The sequence below is a fragment of the Luteibacter sp. KNZ12-1A genome (assembly GCF_056755675.1).
The window spans coordinates 12,717-34,291 of record NZ_JBPGXU010000005.1 but is presented as its reverse complement, the minus strand read 5'-3'; the positions used below and the strand labels follow the sequence as shown (position 1 = coordinate 34,291).

The window sequence follows — 21,575 nt, the reverse complement described above, 5'->3', positions numbered from 1 at the left end:
CGTTACTCCGTGACCCTACGCCAGAAACTTGAAGAAATCCCCGGATCGACGAACCGGGAGAATGCTTCCCACTGCGGGAAGTAATGACGGAAATGCTCACCGGACATGCGAGCATCCTTCGCCGGATAAACAGCGCCACCAACGGCGTCCACGATCGCGTCGAGGCGGTCGAGCAGCGCAAACGTCGGCGCGCCACCGTTCGGGAAATCCAGGGCCAGCGTGGCGCCAGGCCGCGGAAACGACAGCATGCCCAGCGAGGGTCTATCGCCGAACTGTTTGAGCACCGCGAGGAACGATCCCGCGCCACCGGCTGAAATATTCGAAACCAGTTCGGCCATGGTGGCTTCGGCGGCTTCCGGCGGCACGACGCACTGATACTGGAGGAAGCCCCGGGGGCCGTAGATCCGGTTCCAGTTGGCAATGCTGTCCAGCGGATAGAAGAACGGCTGGTAATGCGTCGTCGCGTGGACTACCGACTTCCGCTGGCGATGATAGTAGACCTGGTTGAACGCGCGCAGACTGAGCGGGTTGATCAGCGAAATCGGCGGTGTGAACGGCACGCCGAGCGTCCTGCTTCCTGCCGCTGGACGCGAGTCGGGGCTGGCCGGTGCGTGATTCGCACGGCTGAACAGGCCTCGCCCCAGCGCTTTCCCACTCGCCACGCAGTCGATCCACGACACCGTGTACTCGTAGTCGCGATCGGACGCGCGTGAGAGCTCGAAAAACTCCGAGAGGTTGCCGAACCGGTGGTTTTCCGTGGACATCCAGGGCCCGGCGATGCGCCGCAGCTGGATAGTCGCCCACGTCACAACACCGGTAAGACCAAGGCCGCCGACGGTCGCCGCAAACCAGTCCGCGTTTTCCGTGGGGGTGCAGCGCAAGTGCGTGCCATCGGTACGGAGCAGTTCGAACGCGAGCACATGGTGGCCGAACGTCCCCGCGCGATGATGGTTCTTTCCGTGTACGTCGTTGGCAATGGCGCCACCGACCGTGACGAAGCGCGTTCCGGGAGTGACCGGAAGAAACCATCCCTGCGGTACGGCCAGGTCTAGGATCTCGGAAAACAGCACACCCGCTTCACAGGTGAGAACGCCGCTGGCCGGGTCGAATGCGATGAAGTGATCGAGGCCACGCGCGGCCAGCAATACGCCACCGTCATTCAGGCAGCTATCGCCGTAACTGCGAGCGTTGCCCAGTGGAAGGACAGGCAGGTTGCTCTTCGGCAAGAGGGCGTGGCGGTCCGCGAGGGCGACGACCTGCTCGGTCGTCACCGGATAGCGACCCCAAGAGCGTCCCACGGTCGCCATCAGATGGCCGCGGCAACGATGACTGCAGCAATCACGCCGAGGACCTGGCTGGTCCGGTCCAGTACGGCGAACACTACCGGATCGTCGTGCATGACGCCACGATGGGCGATAGCCCAGGTGCGGCTGATCCAGTAAAGCAGAAGCGGGCAGAGCATCCACAGGTAGTGCGGATGACGATAGAGTGACATGCTTGCCGTGCTGTCGACATAGAGCGCGAGCACGAGCACCGCGAGATAGCCGCTCGAGCTGCCCATCGACTGTATCAGCGGGATGTCGTCGACGTCGTAGCCGCGACCGCTGGCCGTGACCTTGCCGCTGGCTTGTAGGGCGAGGAGTTCGGTGTAGCGTTTGACCATGGCTAGGCTGAGAAAGATGAACATCGAAAAGGCGAGCAGCCAGAACGACGGCTTGGTGTGTATGGCCGCGATGCCAGCAAGGATACGCGTGGTATACAAGGTGGCGAGCACGACTACATCGAGCATCATGATCCGCTTCAGCCGGATCGAGTACGCGCTCGTAAGCAAGTAATAGCCCAGAAGTACTGCGACGAACTGGTGCGAGACGAAGAAGGCCAGCCCGAACCCCGCGATGAGCAACAGTGCCGCTGCGATCGGACCGGCGATCAACGGAAGCGTACCAGCCGCGAAGGGGCGGTTGCGCTTGCGGTGATGTTGCCTGTCGGATGGCAGGTCCAGCAGGTCGTTGGTTAGATATACACTTGATGCACACAGCCCGAAGCACATGAATGCCAGCAGCGTTGTCGCCAGGGCATCGATTTCGAACACGCGGTGCGATGCGAGCATCGGCAGAAAGACGAGGACGTTCTTGATCCACTGGTGCACGCGCAGAGCCTTGGCCCATGCCTTGATGCCGCCAGCGCGCACTTCGAAACGCTTCTCGACCGAGGCGATCTTGGCGGCAGCCTTCGAGAGCGCGTGGCCGCTCTCAACGACAAGCGCGGCGCGGGCGTGCTTCCACACCGCCAGATCGATCGGCGCGTTGCCGATGTAATCGAAGCTCTTGTCGCCGAAACGATCGACGAGTGCTTTGGCCTTGTTCGATCCTGACAGGTTGATATCGCCATCACTGGCGATGACCTCATCGAAGATGGCCGTGTGTTCGGCGACGGGTGTCGCCAGCTTTACGTCGGAAGCGGTGCAAAGTACGACATGCCGCTCCGAGCGTTGTTCACTTACCCACGCGATCAGTTCCTGGTTATATGGGAGTGTAGCGGGGTCCAACTCGACGCGCTGCGCAATCTGTCGCTTGAGATGTGCCTTGCCCCGGAGGAACCAGCCGAGCATGGAAAAAATTGCCAACGGCTGGCGGGCAAGCAAGGCCAGCGATGACTCGACTAACAAGTCGGATCGGATAAGTGTTCCATCCAGGTCGACGCAAAGAGGTATACCACCCTTCGCTGCGTGATCCATCGCCGTGACCGCCATTTGCATCCCCTTTCAAGCATAACGGCCGCGACACGCGTCGCGGCCTCTCGCACAAGACCCTGGGCGCTGCGGCGCCTGGTTGTATAGATCAACCAATCGCCGCCTCCAGCTCCGGAAGAATCTTGAACAGATCCCCCACCAGACCGATATCCGCAATCTCGAAGATCGGCGCTTCGCCATCCTTGTTGATCGCGACGATCGTGCCGGCGTCCTTGATACCTGTCAGGTGCTGGATCGCGCCCGAGATACCGATCGCCATATAAAGCTCCGGCGCGATGATCTTGCCCGTCTGGCCAACCTGCATCTCGTTCGGGCAGTAACCGGCATCAACCGCGGCGCGCGAAGCACCCACGCCTGCACCGATCTTGTCAGCAAACTTGTAGATGATCTCGAAGTTTTCCTTCGAGCCCACTCCCCGGCCACCGCTGACCACCTTGGCGGCGCCCTGCAGATCCGGACGGTCGCTCTTGCCCTGCTGCAGGTTCACGAAGCGCGTGTACGAGGGCAGGGTGGCGTCGACGGTCAGTGCTTCGACCGGAGCGGAGCCATTCGAAGCAGCCGCCGGCCACGAGGCCGTGCGGATCGTGGCAACGACGGTCGAGGCCGCGTCCACGTCCACCGTGACGATGGCGTTGCCGGCGTAAATGGGGCGCTTGAAGCTGTGCGCACCTTCCACGCTCATCACGTCGCTTACCTGCGACACGCCAAGCAGGGCGGCTACACGCGGGGCGAGGTCCTTGCCGAAGGTGGTCGAAGGCGCGAAGACGTGGGTGTAGCCGGCAGCGAGCTTGGCGATCTGGGGCGCGAGGATGGCGGCCAGGGCATGCGCATTCTCGGCGCGGGCCACGGTCAGCACCTTGCTGACGCCGTCGATTTTCGCGGCTTCGAAGGCGACAGCGTCGGGCGCGTCAGATAGCACGATGACGTCGATGGAGTCCGGCTTGACGGCAACAGCGGCGCTGACGGCACGAGCCGTGGCGCCATTGAGCTTGCCATCGAGGTGTTCGGCGATAACGAGGATCTTGGACATGTCGGTTCTCCGGTCGGCTGCTTTACAGCAGGCCCTTCTGCTTGAGGGCCGCGACGAGTTCGGCGGCGTCCTTCACCATCACACCCTTGCTGCGCTTGGCTGGGGCGGCGTAGTGCGTGGTCTTGATGTGGTCGGCGGCATCGATGCCCAGCGAGTCCAGCTCGATCACGTCGATCGGCTTGGCCTTGGCCTTCATGATGTCCGGGAGCTTGATGAAGCGGGGCTCGTTCAAGCGCAGATCCGTGGTAATCACGGACGGGAGGTCGGCTTCGATGGTCTCGAGGCCGGCGTCCACTTCACGGGTGACTGTGGCCTTGCCGTCGGCAATCTCGACCTTGCTGGCAAACGTCGCCTGGGGGCGGTCCCACAGGGCGGCCAGCATCTGGCCCGTCTGGTTGGCGTCGTCGTCGATGGCCTGCTTGCCCAGGATGACCAGGCCGGGCTGCTCTTTCTCAATGAGCTTGAGAAAAGTACGGGCGGCGGTCAGCGGGGACACGGCATCGGCGGTCTGGACGTGGATGGCCCGGTTGGCGCCCATGGCCAGGCCGTTGCGCAGGTGGGCCGTGAGGTCCACCGGGCCGATGCCGACCACGATGACTTCCTCGGCCACGCCCTTCTCGCGCAGACGCAGGGCTTCTTCGAGAGCGATGTCGTCGAACGGGTTGGCGGAGAGCTTCACGCCGTCCGTGACCACGCCGGTGCCGTCAGGTTTCACCTGGATACGGACGTTGTAATCCACGACGCGCTTGTAGCCGACCAGAATCTTCATTCGGGGTTCCTGTGGAAAAAGGGCGCCCGGGGGCGCTCAACGTAGAGGTAGACGGGGCATTCTAGCGAATCTCGGCCGAAGGGCCGAAACTTACGATTGTTGGGCGTATGGATACGGTCCGTGGGGCTCTGGGTCACCTACGATCGAAGCCGCCGTGGCCATGCGGAATCCGAGGCCGGACGCTGAAAGTGACACGGCCCGCTCGACGGCATGCGCCATCGTGCCGTCCACCTGGCCTGCCTCGGCAGCGAACTCGGCTTCGGTCAGCGGAGCGTCGATCAGCGGCGTCAACGCGGTCAGGCGGCACCAGAACATGCTTCCTGCCACAAAGCTGGCCAATGGGTCCGGGGCCTGCGCCAAGCCAGCCAACGAACAAAGGTAGGCCAGGTTTCCAGCATTCGCCCCCACGAAGGAGGCGAGCGGCTGGACGTGACCCTCGGCAGCCACCAAACCCAGATCCGGCTGGGTGCTGAAGGCTTTCGCGATGGCATTGGCGCGGAGCGGCGCGACTAGTCGCTCAAGGAGTTCAGCACGCCACGAGGCACCGTTCTCGCGATGCGTCGACCGCTTGGTATGCAGCTTGAGGACCACGTCCTCGCCCTCGTCAAGCAAACGCGCTGCCACCTTCAGGAACGGCAGGATGTCCCGCCCTCGGTTGGGCGATACGAACAGTTCCGCGTCGAACGACAACCTGGAGAGCTCGCGCCGGACGGCATCTTCGCGCTCGGTGGGCACGGTGAGGACGACGCGGAAGGGTAGCCCCGTCGCCCGGATCGCGTTGACGATTTCCTCCAGCAGTTCCACGTACCAGACGTGGACCACGGTACAGGGACGCTTGGGCGCGATTGCCTCATTGGTGAGTGCCCGCCGGATCGCCTCGAGCCACGCGTAACCGTATTTCGTATCGGGCTCGAGGACAGCTCCTTCGGCCCATTCGTTCCAGGCGTTCACAAAGACGAGGGGCGTGATGGGCGTGCGGCGCCGCGCGACTGCGATCGCTTCGCGAGTCCACGAAGAAAACGCTCGCGGCGTCGCGTACACGAGGCTGCGTCCGCGTCCGGCACGGCGCGCTTCGTTGTCCCAGCCCGGGTTCACCCCGGGATAGAGCAGGTAGGAGGGTTCCGGCGCGGTGACGCTCGCCTTTGCGAGCTCGCGCCAGTCCAGCACCTGGCCGGTGAAATCAGGATTGATCAGTCGCTTGGTCGCGGTGATAGGAGTGAGACTGGTGTTGTTCGGCGGGAACGCCACGGCGGCATCGAAACCGATGCTGGACGGATCGACATTGTCGAAACTCTGCACGTACGCGAGATGGATCTCGCCGATGCCGTTCTCGCGGCACCATGCACGCCAACGCGTCGACGTGGCACGCGGTTCCGGAAGCAGGCCCGGCCGATAGACCAGCAGCATGGGTTTGCCGTCGACGCGCAGGTAGCGTGCATCGCGCAGGTAGGGCGCCACGTACGCGATAAAGGCGAGATCGTCTTCGGCGCTATGCTTCTGGCTGATCAGCAGGTCTTCTTCGCGGCCATCCCAACGGCGGGACCAGTTTTCGTTGGCCCAGCAGAGGCAGATCGGCAGGTCGAGCGACGGATCGTCCAGCCATTGCCGCAATGGCGCTTCGAGCAGCGTCTTGCCCGCAAACCAGTAGAAATACGTACAGAATGCGCCGACGCCGTATTCGCGCGCGAGCGTCATCTGCTCGCGCATCACCTGCGGCAGGCGCAAATCGTAATAGCCAAGGTCGGTTGGAAGCTTTGGCTGCAGGTGTCCCTCGAACTGCGGCAGCGCCCGCGTGACGTTCCGCCACTCGGTGAAGCCCGGACCCCACCAGCGATCATTCTCGGGGATCGGGTGGAACTGCGGGAGGTAGAAGGCGACGACGGTCGCGGGCAACGGGTCGGGCAAGGAGGCATGCCGCCGCTCCACGTAGCCGAGCGTGCGGTGGGCCGCATGATCGTACGGTCGCATCGACACCGTGGTGGCCGCCTGGCCAACGGGACCTGCAGGGACGAGGTCGGCGTGACGGGCAAGGAAACGCTGGCGCAGGCGGTCCCGCGTCGCGGCGGGCATGGGTGTGAGCCGGAAGCCGAGGCGAAGGCTGCGAAATACCAGGGAGCGTAGGCGGTGTTTCAAGGGCATGCTCAGAGTATCGCGCGACGCAGCGCGTCACGTGCCGCTTCGGCGGAGAAGTGGGCACGGACGTTTTCGACCGCATTGTCGGACAGGGACGTCCAGAGTGACGTGTCGCGGACAAGACGCAGGTAGGCGGACGCAAACGCTTCGGCCGTATCGGCGACCAGCACGTCCACGCCGCTCTCCAGCCTCATTCCTTCGACCGCCACGGTGCTGGCGATCACGGGCAGTCCATGACTCATCGCCATGTTGATCTTCCCCTTAACTCCCGCGCCGAACCGTAATGGCGCGATCGCGGCCAGCGACGAAGACATCAAAGGCTCGAGATCGGGCACGCGACCGAGCATGTGGAGGCCTGCGTCGGATAGCAAACGGCGATTTCCTTCAGGTACGTCACCTGCGACGAGGATGTTCGCGCCAGGCGCCACGCGTCGCAGCGCCGGCAGGATCTCCGATACCATCCAGTTCATGGCATCCGCATTCGGCGGATGACCGAACCCTCCGACGAAGAGCAGGTCGCGACGACCATCATGACCGCCGGTCCGGCCATATACCTCGTGGATATTCGAAAGAAGCTCGACATTCGCGCTCGGTATCAGTCTGCTCAGCAAGTCCCGTTCGTAGTCGCTAACGACGAACGTGGTATCCGCTTCGGCAATCAGTTTCAGCTCCTGCTCTCGCGTTGTCGCCGCCTGCCGTGCCAGCGATGCGTTACCCCCACGCTCCGCCGCGCGCTCCTCGCGCAGGAAGTGCAGGTCCACCGTGTCGAAGATGACCTTTGCGTCGGGCGCATGCCGGCGAACGAAGCTCGTGTACTGCGAGGCGACCATGTGCCGGCTGAGGATCGCCGCATGCAAGTCCTCAGCAAAACATAGCAGCCAGGACGGAACGCCATCCACCCAGGGGCGCGCGATGACCTCGATGCCGAGGCGGCCCAGTTCCCGGATCCCTCCATCGTCGGCGCGGCCATCGTCTGGCGCGAACACGACGTGCCAGCCGTCTTCGACGAGCAGGCGCATCATCGAGATCAGGCGCAACGAACCCGAGTCGCGCGACGCATCCGGCGTCGCCACATCCACGACTAGGATAGTGCCGCGTCGTTTCGCCTTGGTCACGAGGGCGAGTGGCGTACCCGCCGCCGGCTGGGTGGTCAGCGCCGTGCGCCATTTGTCGGCGAACTTCCTCTGGTTGATAGCCTGGAACCGTTTCATCCCGGTTTCCATGCGGCCGTCGGAGCTGACGCCCTCCGCGTGCACTACAACGCTGGTCGGCACATACCACACCGAATAACCCGCCGCGCGGGCGGCAAAAGCGAGATCGGTATCCTCGTAATAGCCCGGAGCGAAGCGCGGGTCGAAGCCGCCCAACTCGGTGAAGACGGCACGGCGAATCGCTAGCGACGCCCCCGACACATAATCCACCTTGCGCGCATAGCGCACGGCGGGATCGCTGCGGGAATCGAAGCGACCAATGTTCCATGCCGACGCATCGGCGAACACCCAGGCGCCGGCTTCCTGCAGGCGGCCATCGGGATAGACAAGCTGGCTGCCGGCAATGCCACAGTCGGCACGCAGTTCGAAACAGCGGAGCAGTTCCTCGCTCCAGCCCGTCATCACCTGCGTGTCGTTGTTGAGGAAAATCAGAAACTCGCCGTGGGCTGCCGCCGCGCCGGCGTTGCAACTGCCGACGAAACCGAGGTTGCTGGCGTTACGTAAAAGGCGAATGCCCGAGACACGGGCCAGCGTATCGGCGCTATCGTCGGGCGACGCATCGTCCACGACGATGACTTCGAAGGCATCCGTCGGCGGACAGGCGGCGATTGAGCGGAGGCAGGCCAGCGTGTATTCGAGCTTGCCGTAGACGGGAATGACGATGGAGATTCGCGGCTGTTCGCTGGACGGTAGCGCAAACGGTTCGAACGCTACGTCCAACGGCAGCAGGCTAAGCGAATCATCCACCTCGGGTCGCGAGGCGAACTCCTGCGAGATGCGCGATATCGTTCCGCGCCATCCGCGCAGAGCAACGCTGGACCGAAGCCGCTGCGCAATGGAAACGGCTCGTCGGTAACGCCAGGTAAGCTTTCCGGACACGTCGTCAAAGGTTCTGGTAGTTCGGACCCGAGCCACCTTCCGGTGTCACCCAGGTGATGATCTGGTAGGGATCCTTGATGTCACACGTCTTGCAGTGCACGCAGTTCGCCGAGTTGATCTGCAGGCGTTTACCGGCGTCATCCTGGACGATCTCGTAGACACCTGCCGGGCAGAACTTCTCGCAGGGATTGCCGTATTCTGTGGTGCAGTGATCGATGCAGATGGACGTATCCGCCACCTTCAGGTGCACCGGCTGGTCCTCGTCATGCTCCGTCGCGGCGAAGTAAACGCTCGCAAGCCGGTCGCGCGGGGCCAGCGTCCGATCGACATAGTCCTTCTTCGGCGCTTCGTACTTGCCGAGCTTGCCCAGGGCCGACCAGTCCGCATGGTTCTTCAGCGTCCACGGCGAGCGCCCGCCGGTCACCGTTTCCCATGCCGCATTGATCAACCCCCACCACAGCCCCTTGTTGAAGCCGGGGCGGATGTTGCGCACCTTCTTCAGTTCATCGAGGACGGCGGAGCCGCGCAGCTTCGCATCCCAGCCGGCGGGTGACAGCTGCGACGCGACGAGGTGTTCGGCGGCGAGCATGCCCGAGGCGATGGCCTGGTGGGTGCCCTTGATCTTCGGCACGTTGACCAGGCCGGCGGAATCGCCGATCAGGATCGCGCCCGGCATCTCGACCTTCGGCAGCGACTGCCAGCCGCCTTCGATGATGGCGCGCGCACCCGCCGAGACGATGCTGCCGCCATCGAGCAGGCCCTTCACGTTTGGGTGGTGCTTGAACTGCTGGAACGCCTCGAACGGCGAGAAATTCGGATCGGGGTAGTCCAGGCCCACCACGAAGCCGACCGCCACGCGGTCGTTGTCCAGGTGATACAGGAAGCTGCCGCCATAGGTGTCGGTGGTCAGTGGCCAGCCGACGGTGTGCACCACCTTGCCGGGCTCGCCCCGGCCGGGCGGCAGCTGCCAGAGTTCCTTGATGCCGATGCCGTAGGTCTGCGGATCGCTGTCGGCATCGAGGTCGAACTTCTTGATCAGCGATTTGCTGATATGGCCGCGGCAGCCTTCGGCCAGGACGGTGACCTTGGCCCGGATGTCGATGCCCTCGGTGTAGCCGGGCTTGTGGCTGCCATCACGCGCGACGCCCATGTCGCCGATACGCACGCCGTTCACCGCGCCGCCTTCGTCGAACAGGGCCTCGGCCGCGGCGTAGCCCGGGAACACATCCACGCCCAGCGCCTCGGCCTGCGGCGCCAGCCAGGCGCACAGGGCTCCGAGGCTCACGATGAAGTTGCCGTGATTGTTCATCTGCGGCGGCGTCATCGGCAGCCTGGTGCCGGAGGCGTGGTCGCGCAGGAACCAGAACTCGTCCCTGGCCACCGGCACGCAGACCGGCGGCGGGTTCTTGCGCCAGTCGGGCAGCAGGCGGTCGAGCGGAGCCGGCTCGATGACGGCGCCGGAGAGGATCTGCGCGCCGATCGTCGAGGCCTTTTCGATCACGCAGACCGATACCTCGGGATTGAGCTGTTTCGTACGAATGGCGAACGCCAGGCCCGCCGGGCCGGCCCCGACGACGACGAGGTCGTATTCCATGGTTTCGCGTTCGCTCATGGCTGGCTCACTCATCGGCTGGCTGCGGAATCAACCCGGCATTGTCCGGTTTCGCCGGGAGCGGGGCAAATCGGCGTTTCAAACATCAGGGGTTGCACGATCTTCACATGGCGCGTTCATAATCGTCCCACGTGCAAGGAGATTTCATGAATACGATGCCGCCGGTCGCCGATGTCGACATGCGACGGGCCACACTGCTGCAGATCCTGCATTGGCTGGCCATCGGAAGGGTCCAGCCACAGGCCCTTTCCGACGTTTACCAGGGCGCCATCGAGCGCCTGAACCCCCGGCTCAACGCTTTTGCCGACTACAGCGTCTCCCTGATCCAGGAACAGGCCCTGGCGGCGGACAGGCGGCGTCGCGACGGTGTCATCGGCCGTCTCGATGGCCTGCCGATCGCCATCAAGGACAATTTCGACGTGGCCGGGGTGCCCACGCGGGCCGGCATGCGTCGACGCACCGTCGTGCCCGAGGAAGACGCCCACATCGTCGCGCGGCTGCGCGCGTCGGGGGCCGTGCTGGTGGGCAAGACCAACATGGACGAAGGTGCCCTCGGCCTGACCACGAACAACCCGTTCCATGGCGCGACGCACAATCCGCATCGCCTGGGCTATACGGCGGGCGGATCATCCGGCGGCGCGGCCGCCGCCGTGGCCGCCGGGCTCGCGGTCGCGGCCATCGGCTCGGACACCCTCGGTTCGATCCGCGTACCCGCCAGCTATTGTGGTGTTTACGCGCTCAAGCCCACCCACGGAGAAATCTCGACCCGTGGTCTCGTACCTGCCGCCCGTCGCCTCGACGCCGTAGGCCTGCTCGCCCGTGGCGTGGACGACCTCACGGTGCTCTTGCAGACGCTGGCCGGCTATGACGCCGACGACGCGCGTTCCCGCCGCCGCCGCGTCGCCTTTTCGCCACCGGATTGGGAGCCGGGCAACCTCCGCGCGGGCTTCCTGCCGGATCTCGCGGCCGTGGGTGTGGAACAGGATGTCGTCGACGTGTTCAACGACGCCCTGTCGAAGCTGAAGGGCGAGCTGGGCGAACGCCGGACCGTGGATTTTTCCGACTGGGATTTCGCCCGGACCCGCCGCGCCGGCCTCCTGCTGATGGAAGCGGAAATGCTCAACACCTTCGCGGCCGAACTGGCCGACGAGGCCTACCCGGTATCGAACGGTTTCCGTGACATGGTCGGTTTCGCGGCGAAGAAGTCCGCAGCCGACTACGTGGCGGCCGACCTCGTGCTCGACGCGGCCACGTTGAAGATGCGCCGCCTGTTCGCCCAGGTCGATGTGCTGGTGCTGCCCACGACGCCGCAGGGCGCGTTCCCGCTCGATGGACCGGTGCCGTCCTCGCAGGCCGACCTGTGCAGCTTCGCCAGCCTTGCCGGTTGCCCGGCCGTGAGCATTCCCATGGGCACCTTGTCCAACGGCATGCCGATCGGCCTGCAGTTGATCGGCGCGCGCGGCTCGGATCTCCGCTTGCTCGAACTGGCCGGCGTATGTGCGTCCTCGCTGGACGCCGAGCCGGCTTACCCGGTGGAGCCGGCCTGAACTCCGGCTGGTATCGCATCGCGCTGCCCGGCGCGGACGTCACGTTCGCGCCGGCGTGGCTGGGCCGCGAAGAGGCCGATGCCTTGCTCGCGCGGCTGCTCGATGAATTGCCCTGGGAAGTGCATCGCATCCGCCTGTTTGGCCGTGTCGTGGACTCGCCTCGGCTGAGCGCCTGGATCGGCGACGAGGACGCCACTTACCGCTATTCGGGCACGCGCTTGGTGCCGCACCCATGGACGCCGGCGTTGGCGACGCTGCGTGAGCGCGTCACCGAGGCGTGTGGCGGCCGCTTCAACAGCGTCCTGGCGAACCTGTATCGCGATGGCGGCGACCGCATGGGTTGGCACAGCGACGACGAACCGGAGCTGGGTCCGGAGCCATTGATCGCTTCCTTGAGCCTGGGTGCCAAGAGGACGTTCCGCTTCCGGGCGAAGGCGGGCGGCGAGCCGATGGCGATCGATCTGCCGCATGGCAGCCTGCTACGGATGGCGGGGGACACGCAGCGCTTGTACAAGCATGAGTTGCCGGTGCGGAAGCGGGTCGCGGGGCCGCGGGTCAACCTCACCTTTCGGTGTATCGGGGAGCTTCGCCGCTGAAGCGGTTCCCACAGGGGCATCGCCGACCGGGTCGGCTCCCACCAAGAGCGGGTCGGCTTCCACCAGGCGCGGCACGTTCTTCTATACTCCGCCGCGAAACCAGACCTCCGCGGCGGAACATTGAATCCAGACATTCACTCCTTTCGCCGGCTGTTCGCCGTGCTTTGCGTTGTCTGGATCGTACTGAACTTCAACGTTCTCTTCGGCGGCCGTGTCTTGCCCTGGGACGCGCTGGACCAGTTCTATCCCACCGTCTACTTCAACGCCCATAGCCTGCGTGGGGGACTTGCGCCTTGGTGGAACCCATATATCTATGCGGGTTACCCGCAGATTGGTGACCCCCAGGGAATGATGTTCTCGCCACTCCTCATGGCGTGGATGCTCTTGCCGGCAAACCCTGGGGCGGTCTGGTTCGCTTGGGGTGTCTTGCTTCACGTGCTCATGGGTGGCGCCGCGATGCTCGACATCTTGAGGCGCTATGGGGGTAACGCGCTGGGCCCCTTGCTTGGCGCCTCGGTGTTCATGGCGGGTGGTGTCGCGGCATCCCGCCTGGAACACGTCCCCGACGTCATCGCATATGCCTATGTTCCGGTGGTTCTCCTTGCGCTGAGTCAATTCCTACGGAACCCGGGATGGCGGCGCGGCCTGCCACTGGGACTCGCTGCCGGTGCGATGGTCACGCAACTCGTCCAGATCACCTATTTGTTCGTCCTCGTCATCGTGGCAAAGGCTGTGATCGCCACCGCCCGATGCTGGAAGGGTTACTCGCCAGCCCAACGTCGACACTGGTTCGTCGGCACGTTCCTCGCCATCGTCGTCGCGTCCGTCCTGGGCTTGCCCCAGCTGGTTTTCAGTTGGGCGGCCATGTCCGTTTCGAACCGGATGGACCTGCCATTGGCCGCCGCGGCCGCAGGATCGCTGGATGTCCGGGCATTCCTGTTCCTGCTCGACCCCAATGCCTTCGACGGCCTGCGCAACTTGTCGAAGGCGCCACTCGATGTCGTTTCAGCATTTCTCTACATAGGGACGCTTCCGCTCCTGGCGCTATGGGGCCTGCCGCGTGCCTGGGCCGCTTCCACCTTGCGTCCCGCGCTGGCATCGTCCGGCATCCTCGCACTGCTTGCGGTCGTCTACATGCTCGGCACGAATACGCCCATTTACGGCTTGCTGTATTCCTGGTTGCCTGGGCTCGTCCATTTTCGACGACCTGCCGACGCCGCCTACCTCTTCAACTTTGCGATGGCCGTCATCAGCGGGATCGCCGCGAGCCGGATACGACTGGAGTCGCGGCGAGAACCGGTGGTGCTTCTCGCAGGCGCCACGTTGTGGCTCGTCGTCCTTTGCCTGGCCACGGAAGATCGCCATGCGGCGATCTTCCTGGCGGTGGTGGTGGCGGGCGCGGCGCTCTGGCAATTGGGGCGTCCAGGTAGCTCATGGCGAGCCGCGCTTTGGTTCATGGCGGTGCTGGTCGCCGACTACCGGAGTTTCAACCTCAACGGCACGTTCAACGAGACGGCTAATGGTGCCGCGCGCTTCGTGAAGAGTCCGGCGGTGGGTTACCTGGTGGAGAGCCTTGGCCACGAAGGCGACGCATTGCCTTACCGCATCAGCACGATCGATACGCGTACCACATGGGACAACTCCGGCTCCTTGCTGGGTATCTCGTCCACACGGGGCTATAACCCGTTGCGTTACGCGCTGTATGAAACGTGGTACCGACCTCGCGAAAGCAGCAATGGCCCTCAAGGCCCGGCACCATACAACGAGCCGCCGGGAAACCGACTGGATGATTTGTTGAGCGTGAGATACCTCGTGGTGGGTCATCGCACCGACCGGCCATCCTTCCATGCACCTGCCGGCTATTCGATCGCTCAGTCAACGAAGGACGTGGATATCTGGCGCAACGAAGGTGCCTATCCACGCCTGCTCAACCCCACATCGGCGACGCTATTGGACGTCGACGTCGCGCCTGACGTGGACGAGTTCACCCGTACCGATTTCAGCCGCATGCTCTGGCTTACGCCCCGAGACGATGAAGACTTCGCGGTGGCCAGTGCAGTGGCGGATTCGTGCAAGGGCACCGCTACCGCCGTGGTCGTCGCGGCGACCCCCACGCGCACGGACCTGCGAGTGACGGCGGCATCGGATGCCTGGCTCGCCATGGGCGATCTGGATTACCCCGGCTGGAAAGGGGAGCTGGATGGCGAGACCATTCCCATCCATCGGGCCAATGGCATGTTCCGCGCCGTCTGCGTGCCTGCCGGAGAGCACCGTCTGGGGTTCCGCTTCGATCCCCTTGCGTTGGTCGCCTATGCGTGGCGCCACCGACACTAGGCCTGCGGACGGAGAAAACCTTATTTCGCCGGCACCGTCTGCAACGTCCATCCCACCACGTCCGCCGACACCTTATCCATCGCCCGTCCGAATGCCTCGACCACCCGCGGTACCTCCTTCCCATCGACGGGCTCGTGCACCTCGAAGCGACGGCTACCCACGATCTGGTGCTTGCGCGTGCTCGCCAGTACCGCGTCGTAGCGGATCACTACTTCCGGCTTGCCGCCCACGTACTCGGTCTGGAACGCTCCCAGCCCGCCGCCCAGTTCGTAGTCGGCCGCGAGGTTGCTGTCGTCCGTGCTGATCGCGGCGACGCGCCCGGTATCGCGGAAGGCATCGGCCAGGCGTTCGCGGAAGAGGTGCGGCGAGGTATCCGCCCAGCGGGCGCCGCCGTACACCGTGATGGTGTTCGATTCCGGCACGACCGCGATGCGCGAGTTGTCCAGCGCGCGCGGCGCATTCGGTGCCGCGACGCGCAGTGCCCAGTTCACCGGTGCCGGCGAGGCGGGGCGAGCGCCGGGCGCGGCCGGCAACGTATAGATATGTGGCGTTTCCGTCTTGGGCAGGATCGAGCACGCCGTCAGTAGCGCGAGAACCAACGGAGCGGCGAGGCGGGCACGGCTCATGGGGTGAACTCCTTGGTCTTTTCGCGGCCGAACAGATAGCCGCTGGGATTCTCGTCGAGGCGACGCGTGATGGAACGCAGAGAGCCCAGCGTGTCGCGCAGTTCGCGCAACGCGGGCCCGAGTTCGCCCAGGCTCGCGGCACCACCATTGATCGCATCGCTGTTGTCGTTGAGCAGGCGGTCGACCGACGCCATCGAATGCTCCAGCGAAGCCATCGCACGCTGCGCGCTTTCCAGCGTCGCCTTGCCCTGGCCATCGATGAGCCCGTTGGCGTTGTGCACCAGGGTACGGCTCTCGGCCAGCGTGTCGTTGGCCTGTTGGGTGGCCAGGGCCAGTTGCTTGATAAGGGAACGGATGTCCTCTCGCTCGTCTGCGATCACGCCCGTGGTCTTGTCCAGGTGATCGAGGGTGTTCTCGATCCGGTGCACGTTTTCCTTGGAGAGGAGTTCGCTGGCCCGCGCCGCGGCCTGGTTGATATTGGTGATGAGATCCTCGCCGTTGGCCAGCAGGCGGGCGAAGGGGGAGGGATCGGCGATGATCACCGGCACTTCGCCATCGTGGCCCACCAGCAGCGGGCTGCCCGGCGAGCCGCCGGAAAGCTGGATGATCGCCACGCCGGTCACCCCGGTCAGGGCGAGCTTGGCATGGGTGTCCTTGCGCAGGGGCGTGTCGCCCTCCACGCGGACGCGGGCGAGCACGCGGCGCGGATCTTCCGGGTCCAGGCGCAATTGCATGACGTCGCCCAGGCGGATGCCGTTGTACTGCACGGCGCCACCCTTGGAGAGGCCGGTCACCGCCTCGTTGAAGACGATGTCGTAGTAATTCCACTCCTGGTCCGAATGCGCCTTTGCCAGCCAGACACCGAAGCCGAGGCCGAAGAGGACGACGAGGACGGTGAACAGTCCTATCAAGACATGATGGGCACGGGTTTCCATGGTCTTCAGTCCTTGCCGGGATGAGCGGCGCGGGTGGCCGCGCGGCCGCGCGGTCCATTGAAATAAGCCTGGACCCAGGCGTCGTCGGTGCGGGCCACGTCGTCGATCGGCGCGGCGGCCAGCACGCGCCGTTGCGAAAGCACGGCGACGCGGTCGCAGGTGGAATACAAGGTATCGAGGTCGTGGGTCACCAGGAACACCGTGAGACCCAGCGCGTTGCGCAGGGTCACGATGAGGCTGTCGAACGCGGCGGCGCTGATCGGATCGAGCCCGGCGGTGGGCTCGTCGAGGAACAGGATCTCCGGATCGAGGGCCAGTGCGCGTGCCAGGGCCGCCCGCTTGATCATGCCGCCGGAAAGCTGCGAGGGATATTTTCTCCCCGCATCCACGGGCAGGCCGGCCAGGGCGAGCTTCACCCCGGCCAGCCGTTGCGCATCCACGCGGGGCAGGCCCGCATGCTCGACCAGGGGCAAGGCCACGTTCTCCGCCACCGTAAGGGAGGAGAACAGCGCGCCGCTCTGGAACAGCACGCCGAAGCGTCGCTCCACCCGGGACCGCCGTTCGTCCGACAGGGCGAGCAGGTTCTCGCCGAACACGCGCACCTCGCCGGCCACCGGCCTCACCAGCCCGATGATCGTGCGCAGCAGCACGGACTTGCCGGTGCCCGAGCCCCCGACGATGCCGATGATCTCGCCTCGATAGACGTCAAGGTCGAGGTTCTCGTGCACGGTCTGCGACCCGAAGCGGTTGACCAGCCCGCGGACCTCGATGACGGTCTCGCGCGTCACCAGCCCATCTCCATATAGAAGAGGGCGGCGAGCGCATCGAGCAGGATCACCACGAAGATCGATTGCACCACGGCCGAGGTGGTGTGCTCTCCGACGGACTGCGCGCTGCCGGAGACCTTGAAGCCTTCCATGCAACCGATCACGGCGATCATGAAGGCGAAGACGGGCGCCTTGGCGATGCCGACCAGGAACTGGGTCAGCGAGATGTCCGCCTGGAACATCGACAGGAACATCGATGGCGACATCTTCAGCACCGCCATGCAGACCACCCCGCCGCCGACGATCCCCGCGATCATCGCCAGGAAGGTCAGCAGCGGCAGGGCCACGAGCAGGGCGAGTACACGCGGCAGCACCAGCAGCTCCACCGGGTCGAGACCGAGGGTGCGGATGGCGTCGATTTCTTCCCGGGCCTTCATCGAGCCGATCTGCGCCGTGAACGCACTGGCGGTCCGGCCCGCCAGCAGGATGGCGGTGAGCAGTACGCCGAACTCGCGCAGGAAGGCGAAGCCGATCAGGTCCACCGTGAACAGGCTGGCGCCATAACTCGCCAGCGCGGTCGAGCCGAGGAAGGCGACCACGCAGCCGACCATGAAGGAGAGCAGGGCGAGGATAGGCACCGCATCGAGGCCCGTCTGTTCGATGTGCGACACCAGCGAGGTGACCCGCCAGCGGCGCGGCCGCCATGCCGTGGCGAGGAAGCCCTGCAAGGTGATGCCTATGAAGGCCAGCAGCTTGGCGGTCTGCTTCCAGAACCCCTGCATGGCCTTGCCGATGCGCTCCAGCGCGGCGACGAAGCCGGCATCGCGAGGCCGTTTCACGCCCGTGCAGTAGGTATCGATGGCATCGCCCACGGTCTTCAGCAGCGCGCGGCGCGCTGGCGGAAGGGCTTCGTCCTGGGCCAGGGCCTGGGTGCGCGAGCTGCCCAGCAACTCGGCGATGACGAAGGCGCCCGAGGTGTCCATGGCGCCCAGCTGGTGGATGTCGACGGCGACGCCGGTGTCGATCGACCCGGACAGCTCGTTCGCGCGGTGCTGGAGATTGGAATAATGGGCCAGTGTCCAGTCGCCGGCGATGGTCAACCGCGTCCCGCCCGTGTCGCGGGTGAGCGTGGCCGAGCCGGGGAGGGGGGGTACTGTCGCCATGCGCCAAAGGCTAGCAGGACTACCGCACGAAATCGCCGATGCTGCGGCCGCGCTTGGACTGGAACCGCCCGGGGCCCGATAATGCCAGGCTGCACCCGCCGCCATTCCCCTGCAAGGTACGACGATGACCGACAAGACCGCACTCAACGCCACCCACCGCGAGCTCGGTGCCCGCATGGTCGACTTCGGCGGCTGGGACATGCCCATCGCCTATGGCTCGCAGATCGAGGAGCATCACGCGGTCCGCAAGGACGCCGGCATGTTCGACGTATCGCACATGACGGTGGTCGACCTCACCGGCGATCGCACCCGCGAGTTCCTTCGCAGGCTCGTGGCCAACAACGTCGACAAGCTGGCCAAGTCCGGCAAGGCGCTCTACACCTGCATGCTCGACGAGAACGGCGGCGTCATCGACGACCTCATCGTTTATTTCCTGCGCGAGGATTTCTTCCGCCTGGTCGTCAACGCGGCGACCCGTGCCAAGGATCTGGCCTGGATCGAGAAGCAGGCGGCCAGCTTCGGCGTCACTGTCCGCGAGCGTCCCGAATTCGGCATGATCGCCGTGCAGGGGCCGAATGCCCGCGTGAAGATGATCGGCCTGCTTCCCGAAGAGGTTCGCGAGAAGGCCACCAAGCTCGGCAAGTTCGCGGCCATCGAGATCGAAGGCCCCAACGGCATGCCCCTGTTCCTCGCCCGTACCGGCTACACCGGCGAGGACGGATTCGAAGTGGTGGTACCCAACACGCGCGTGGTGGAGCTGTGGAACCTTCTGCGCGAGGCGGGCGTCGCCCCGGCCGGCCTGGGTGCGCGCGATACGCTTCGCCTCGAAGCGGGCATGAACCTCTACGGCCAGGACATGGACGAGACGGTGACGCCATGGGAGGCTTCGCTGGCCTGGACCATCTCGCTGGACGAAGGCCGCGACTTCATCGGCCGTGCCGCGCTCGAGAAGCAAAAGACGGCGGGCGTGCCGCGGGTCATGGTCGGGCTGGTGATGGACGACAAGGGCGTATTGCGCCACGGTCAGAAGGTGCTGACCTCCGCCGGCGAGGGTGAAATCCTTTCGGGCGGTTTCGCGCCCACCCTGGGCAAGTCCGTGGCGTTCGCCCGTGTGCCCGCCGGTGAACTGGGACAGGTTCGCGTGGATATCCGTGGCCGTGAAGTGCCGGTGCGCGTGGTGAAGTTCCCGTTCGTCCGCGACGGCCAGCCGATGCCGGGCATCGTCGACTGATTCCTCTCTGTAGGCACCGGAGTGGAGGAGTGGCCGTCGGGCCACCCCTCCACCGACCTCACCGGGACTTCACGACATATGGTGCGAGCACCATCTTCGCCTCGCCCCGCGCGCCGACCAGCGGCGCCACATCACTGCCGTACTTGCCACCGCGCTCGATCACGTAGAAGGAATCCACGTAGTCGGCATCGTTCTGGAACCACTTTTCGTCCATGGCGTTGATGATCTCGGCACCTACCTTCGATACGCCGGCGACGATCAGCGCGGGCGGTGCGCCCGGGGACACGACGAGCGCCAGGTCCCCGACCGCCTTGGTAACGGCCACGGCGAGCGCCTTGAAGTTCGTGTTCCCGTCTTCCTCGAAGAACTGCACGTTGACGTAGTTGGTCCCGTAGTCCGTCCAGTTGATGAGGTCCATGCCGGGCTTGTACCAACGCTTGTCGTGGTCCAGCCATGGCATGTCCTTGGTGACGAGTCGCGGTGTCCCGTCCGGTGCCACGCCGGAGACGATGGCGAAGATCTCCGCGTCGCCCTGGATGTTGGGCTCGTGGTCGTTTTCCAGCCGGATCTCCCGCAGGATCGTCAGTTCTTCCGATGCGTTGACCGCGCGCGAACTGCCGGCGGTGGTGGGGGCCTGCATGCCGCTGTTGCGGAGGACCTCGTTCATGACGGTCATGCCGGCCTGGAGCGCCGCCGAACTGTCCGACTCCACGATCAACATCGGTACGTCCGGGGCCGCATCGAGCGAGAACCGCTGCTCACGCCCGGAGGGGTCGTAGGCCACGAGCTGCTTCTGGCCGGTGGCCAGGTCCTTGCTGACGGTCGCGGTCCAGAAGCCGCGGATGCTCGTGATCGGCTGGCCCTTGTCCACGCCATGTACGCGAATATCGAAGAGGGCGTCCAGTGCGCCATCGAGACCGCGCAGGCGAATGGCCTGGCGCTCCAGGTCGCGCAGGTCGGTCGTCACGTTTTCCCTGGCCTGCGTTCCGTGCCCGGCGTAGTTGCGTAGCACGTCGGCCAGCGGCGCCTTACCCTTGCTCAATTGTTCCCGAAGCGTGGCGTCGAAGGAGGGATCGTTGACCAGCGCGGCGATGGCCTTCGCCGTTTCTTCCCGTGCCTGGTTGACCGAGGTGACCTCCGCGGCCATGAGCGGCGAAGAAAGGGCGAGGGCGAGGGCCGCGCCGACGAGGGTGAGATTGAGGATCCGTTTCATGGGTAGTCCTTGATATGGGTTCGCGGCTCGCACCGCGGGGGATGTGGGCTGTCACCTCATTGCAGGGGAAGGTGAGGCCGATGCGGCGTCGTCGAGGTCGAGCCGCATGGATAAGGTAGTCGCCCGCGCCGACGGTCTTCTGTCGGTGGAAGCGTGAGGTTCGTGTCGGCGAAAGACTTGTGCGCCGCCCCGGCTCGAACCACAGGGCGCTTCTTTTTTCCCCGCGGCCAGCCCGAACGCTTTCCTGAAACGCATAGAACGGTACAATCGGCCGTCACATCAGCGACCGTCCCGAGACAACGAGGCATACCCCATGAGCGAAATCCCTGGCGATCTGAAATTCCGGAAGTCCCACGAATGGGTCCGGGTCGAGGACGACGGCACCGTCACCGTCGGCATCTCCGAACACGCGCAAGAGGCGCTGGGCGATCTCGTCTACGTCGAACTGCCGGAAGTGGGCACGGAAGTGACGGCCGGCAACGGCGTCGCTGTCGTCGAATCCGTGAAAGCCGCCTCCGACATCTATGCTCCCGTTTCCGGCAAGGTCACCGCCGTGAACGATGTCCTCAGCGACAAGCCGGAGACGATCAACGAGGACGCGTACGGCAAAGGCTGGATCTTCAAGTTGGAGATCTCCGACAAGGGCGAACTCGACGACCTGCTCGGTCCGGATGAGTACGCCGAAGAGATCGAGAACGAAGATCACTGATCCCCTCCTCGAACCCCGAACATGGTGCCGGTCGACCTCGACCGGCATTTTTTTGTCCGTTTGGGCGG

17 protein-coding genes are annotated in these 21,575 nt (G+C 64.9%); 5 read left to right on the top strand and 12 right to left on the bottom strand.

Annotated elements, in window-relative coordinates:
- Positions 1-2 precede the first annotated feature (2 nt).
- The 7 genes from ACR9ZJ_RS02325 to ACR9ZJ_RS02295 form a co-directional block, all read right to left on the bottom strand.
- Positions 3-1,307, bottom strand: a complete 1,305-nt coding sequence (locus tag ACR9ZJ_RS02325) for an FAD-binding oxidoreductase (RefSeq protein WP_481286762.1) — start codon at positions 1,305-1,307, stop codon at positions 3-5.
- Positions 1,307-2,758: a UbiA family prenyltransferase gene (locus tag ACR9ZJ_RS02320; RefSeq protein ID WP_481286761.1), complete on the bottom strand. Its 1,452-nt coding sequence runs from the start codon at positions 2,756-2,758 to the stop codon at positions 1,307-1,309. The genes ACR9ZJ_RS02325 and ACR9ZJ_RS02320 overlap by 1 nt, the downstream gene beginning before the upstream one ends.
- Positions 2,759-2,840: 82 nt before the next feature.
- Positions 2,841-3,782 (bottom strand): electron transfer flavoprotein subunit alpha/FixB family protein, encoded by a 942-nt coding sequence (locus tag ACR9ZJ_RS02315; protein ID WP_481286760.1) that lies wholly within the window; start codon positions 3,780-3,782, stop codon positions 2,841-2,843.
- Between the two features lie 22 nt (positions 3,783-3,804).
- Positions 3,805-4,551, bottom strand: a complete 747-nt coding sequence (locus ACR9ZJ_RS02310; RefSeq protein ID WP_481286759.1) for an electron transfer flavoprotein subunit beta/FixA family protein — start codon at positions 4,549-4,551, stop codon at positions 3,805-3,807.
- 90 nt (positions 4,552-4,641) lie between these two features.
- Positions 4,642-6,696: a glycoside hydrolase family 99-like domain-containing protein gene (locus tag ACR9ZJ_RS02305; protein WP_481286791.1), complete on the bottom strand. Its 2,055-nt coding sequence runs from the start codon at positions 6,694-6,696 to the stop codon at positions 4,642-4,644.
- On the bottom strand, positions 6,693-8,642 hold the full coding sequence (locus ACR9ZJ_RS02300; protein ID WP_481286758.1) for a glycosyltransferase: 1,950 nt from the start codon (positions 8,640-8,642) through the stop codon (positions 6,693-6,695). The genes ACR9ZJ_RS02305 and ACR9ZJ_RS02300 overlap by 4 nt, the downstream gene beginning before the upstream one ends.
- Before the next feature lie 136 nt (positions 8,643-8,778).
- Complete coding sequence (locus ACR9ZJ_RS02295) at positions 8,779-10,386, bottom strand: electron transfer flavoprotein-ubiquinone oxidoreductase (RefSeq protein WP_481286757.1); 1,608 nt, start codon at positions 10,384-10,386, stop codon at positions 8,779-8,781.
- 146 nt (positions 10,387-10,532) lie between these two features.
- On the opposite strand from ACR9ZJ_RS02295, the gene ACR9ZJ_RS02290 reads away from it, so the two are divergent.
- From ACR9ZJ_RS02290 to ACR9ZJ_RS02280, 3 genes are all read left to right on the top strand, one after another.
- Positions 10,533-11,933: an amidase gene (locus ACR9ZJ_RS02290; RefSeq protein WP_481286756.1), complete on the top strand. Its 1,401-nt coding sequence runs from the start codon at positions 10,533-10,535 to the stop codon at positions 11,931-11,933.
- Positions 11,882-12,529: an alpha-ketoglutarate-dependent dioxygenase AlkB family protein gene (locus tag ACR9ZJ_RS02285; RefSeq protein WP_481286755.1), complete on the top strand. Its 648-nt coding sequence runs from the start codon at positions 11,882-11,884 to the stop codon at positions 12,527-12,529. Before ACR9ZJ_RS02290 ends, ACR9ZJ_RS02285 begins: the two co-directional genes overlap by 52 nt.
- Before the next feature lie 120 nt (positions 12,530-12,649).
- Complete coding sequence (locus tag ACR9ZJ_RS02280) at positions 12,650-14,863, top strand: hypothetical protein (protein WP_481286754.1); 2,214 nt, start codon at positions 12,650-12,652, stop codon at positions 14,861-14,863.
- A 20-nt stretch (positions 14,864-14,883) separates the two neighbouring features.
- Here the strand turns inward: ACR9ZJ_RS02280 and ACR9ZJ_RS02275 are convergent, their stop codons facing one another.
- Genes ACR9ZJ_RS02275 through ACR9ZJ_RS02260 form a run of 4 tightly spaced genes read right to left on the bottom strand, consistent with a single transcriptional unit; the run spans position 14,884 to position 18,354 of the window.
- The gene (locus tag ACR9ZJ_RS02275; protein WP_481286753.1) at positions 14,884-15,489 is read right to left on the bottom strand and encodes an ABC-type transport auxiliary lipoprotein family protein; all 606 of its coding nucleotides are present in this window, start codon (positions 15,487-15,489) and stop codon (positions 14,884-14,886) included.
- Complete coding sequence (locus ACR9ZJ_RS02270) at positions 15,486-16,424, bottom strand: MlaD family protein (protein WP_481286752.1); 939 nt, start codon at positions 16,422-16,424, stop codon at positions 15,486-15,488. The genes ACR9ZJ_RS02275 and ACR9ZJ_RS02270 overlap by 4 nt, the downstream gene beginning before the upstream one ends.
- 5 nt (positions 16,425-16,429) lie before the next feature.
- Positions 16,430-17,212 carry an ABC transporter ATP-binding protein gene (locus ACR9ZJ_RS02265; protein WP_481286751.1) on the bottom strand — a complete coding sequence of 261 codons (783 nt, stop codon included), beginning with the start codon at positions 17,210-17,212 and terminating at the stop codon, positions 16,430-16,432.
- The gene (locus ACR9ZJ_RS02260) at positions 17,209-18,354 is read right to left on the bottom strand and encodes an MlaE family ABC transporter permease (RefSeq protein WP_481286750.1); all 1,146 of its coding nucleotides are present in this window, start codon (positions 18,352-18,354) and stop codon (positions 17,209-17,211) included. The genes ACR9ZJ_RS02265 and ACR9ZJ_RS02260 overlap by 4 nt, the downstream gene beginning before the upstream one ends.
- 124 nt (positions 18,355-18,478) lie before the next feature.
- On the opposite strand from ACR9ZJ_RS02260, the gene gcvT reads away from it, so the two are divergent.
- Positions 18,479-19,585: a glycine cleavage system aminomethyltransferase GcvT gene (gcvT, locus tag ACR9ZJ_RS02255; RefSeq protein WP_481286749.1), complete on the top strand. Its 1,107-nt coding sequence runs from the start codon at positions 18,479-18,481 to the stop codon at positions 19,583-19,585.
- Between the two features lie 58 nt (positions 19,586-19,643).
- On the opposite strand, the gene ACR9ZJ_RS02250 is transcribed toward gcvT, so the two are convergent.
- On the bottom strand, positions 19,644-20,798 hold the full coding sequence (locus ACR9ZJ_RS02250; protein ID WP_481286748.1) for a DUF3103 family protein: 1,155 nt from the start codon (positions 20,796-20,798) through the stop codon (positions 19,644-19,646).
- Positions 20,799-21,111: 313 nt separating this feature from the next.
- Here ACR9ZJ_RS02250 and gcvH point away from each other — a divergent pair, with 313 nt between their 5' ends.
- Complete coding sequence (gene gcvH, locus ACR9ZJ_RS02245) at positions 21,112-21,507, top strand: glycine cleavage system protein GcvH (protein ID WP_481281335.1); 396 nt, start codon at positions 21,112-21,114, stop codon at positions 21,505-21,507.
- The last annotated feature ends 68 nt before the right edge of the window (positions 21,508-21,575 follow it).